This is a genomic window from Streptomyces sp. SID14478, from assembly GCF_010548525.1.
In the GTDB taxonomy this organism is placed as follows: Bacteria; Actinomycetota; Actinomycetes; order Streptomycetales; family Streptomycetaceae; genus Streptomyces.
On the sequence record NZ_JAAGMG010000057.1, the window covers coordinates 1 to 2038 of the forward strand.

2 protein-coding genes and 1 pseudogene are annotated in these 2038 nt (G+C 74.5%); all 3 read right to left on the minus strand.

Annotated elements, in window-relative coordinates:
- On the minus strand, nt 1–496 hold a 496-nt coding region (locus G3I40_RS02015), incomplete at its 3' end, for a class I SAM-dependent methyltransferase (RefSeq protein WP_239091466.1).
- Between the two features lie 133 nt (nt 497–629).
- Entirely contained in the window at nt 630–1799 is a 1170-nt protein-coding gene (hutI, locus tag G3I40_RS02020) for an imidazolonepropionase (RefSeq protein WP_164300406.1), read from the minus strand.
- Between the two features lie 79 nt (nt 1800–1878).
- Nucleotides 1879–2038 (minus strand): annotated as a pseudogene (locus G3I40_RS46820) (formimidoylglutamate deiminase); the annotation flags it as partial.

Consider the following 2038-nt stretch of genomic DNA (forward strand, 5'->3'; position numbering starts at 1 on the left):
CCCCGGCCGCCTCCACGGCCCGCCCCAGCAGGGACTGCCCGGCGGCGTTCGGGTTGCGCCAGAGCGTGACGGCGACACGGCCGCCGGGGCGCAGGACGCGCCGCAGTTCGGTGAGCGCGGCGATCGGATCACCGACGTGGTTCAGCACGAAGTTGGCCGTGACGCAGTCGAACTCCCCGTCCGGATAGGGCAGGTGCGGCAGCACGGCACGTTCGGTACGGGCCTCGGGCACGCGCGCGCGAGTGGCCTCGACCATGTCCGGCTCGGCGTCCACGGCGGTGACCTGCGCGCCGCGCGCCCGGGCCGCTTCGGCGACGGTGCCGGTACCGCAGCCGACGTCCAAGTGCCGTACGCCTTCGGCCACTTGGGCGGCGTCCAGCAGGTCGGGGACCGGGTGGGCGCACAGCCGCTCCGCACTGCGCCGGAAGGCGGCGGCCCGCCCGGCCCACATGCGGCGCTCGTGGATGTCGAAGGGCGTTGCCGCTGCCTGCTGCATGACCGCTGTCTCCTCGCCTCGGTGACCCCTGGGACGGGTGGCTCGCGATCCATACTGCCGATCCCCCGTACGGGGTCGCGGGCCGGGGCGGCGGAGTTGCCGTGCCGGCGCCGGGGAGTCTGAGCCCGCCGGCTCACGCCACCCGCGTGCCCGCGCGCCACACCTGGGAGACCAGTGGTACGCCCGGCCGGTAGGCCAGGTGGACGTGGCTGGGGGCGTCCAGGAGGGTCAGGTCCGCCCGCGCGCCGGGTGCCAGGTGGCCGACGTCAGTGCGGCGCAGGGCCCGCGCGCCGCCCGCGGTCGCCGACCAGAGCGCCTCGTCCGGGGTCATGCCCATGTCCCGTACCGCCAGGGCGATGCAGAAGGGGACGGACGACGTGAAGGACGAGCCCGGGTTGCAGTCGGTGGACAGGGCCACGGTCGCGCCCGCGTCCAGGAGGCGGCGGGCGTTCGGCCACTCCGCCCGCGTGGAGAACTCCGCGCCGGGCAGCAGCGTCGCCACGGTGTCACCCTGCGCGAGAGCGTCGACGTCGGCGTCCGTGAGGTGGGTGCAGTGGTCGGCCGACGCCGCGTCGAGTTCCACGGCGAGCTGGACGCCGGGGCCGTAGGAGAGCTGGTTCGCGTGGATGCGGGGGTGCAGGCCCTTGGCCTTGCCGGCCGTCAGGATGGCCCGCGCCTGGTCGCCGTCGAACGCGCCCTTCTCGCAGAACACGTCGATCCAGCGGGCGTGCGGGGCACAGGCGTCCAGCATCTCGCCCGTCACCAGCGCGACGTAGGCGGCCGGGTCGTCGGCGTGGTCGGGTGACACGATGTGCGCGCCCAGGTACGTGACCTCGTCCGTGTGGGCCGCCGCGATGCGCAGGGCGCGCTCCTCGTCGGCGGTCGTCAGGCCGTAGCCGGACTTCGTCTCGAAGGTCGTCGTGCCCTGGCGCAGGGCCTCGGCGAGGTAGTGCGTCAGGTTCGCCTCAAGGGCTTCGTCCGTCGCCGCGCGCGTCGCCGCCACCGTGGTGCGGATGCCTCCGGCCTGGTAACTCCGGCCGGACATACGGGCGTTGAACTCGGCCGTGCGGTCGCCCGCGAAGACCAGGTGGGAGTGGGAGTCGACGAAGCCGGGGATCACGGCGCGGCCCTGCGCGTCGTGGACCTCGTCCGTCGCCGGGACCCTGGCCGTCGGGCCCGCCCAGGCGATCTTGTCGTTCTCGATGACGAGGGCGGCGTCGTGGAGTTGGCCCAGGGGGCCTTCGCCGAGGTCCGGATTGTTCGTGACCAGGGTGGCGATGTGGGTGATGGCCGTGGTGGTCATGGTTCCTCTCCGTCGGTGGGCGGGGGCTTCTTGTCCCCCGGCCCACCTCTTCCCGATGGGTGGCGCTGCGCGCCAGGGGTCAGTGCAGCGCGGCGATCGCGTCGGACAAGGCCCCGGCCACGTCGCCGACGAGCACGTGCTGCCCGTCGCGGACCACCCGGCGGCCGCCCGCGATCACGTCCGTCACGTCCGGCCCGCTCGCCGCGAACACCGCCGTCTCCGCGCCGAGGCGCGGCAGC

Excerpts from the sequence above, each read along its gene's own strand:
- hutI (WP_164300406.1), bottom strand. The coding sequence starts at position 1,799 with ATGACCACCACGGCCATCACCCACATCGCCACCCTGGTCACGAACAAT.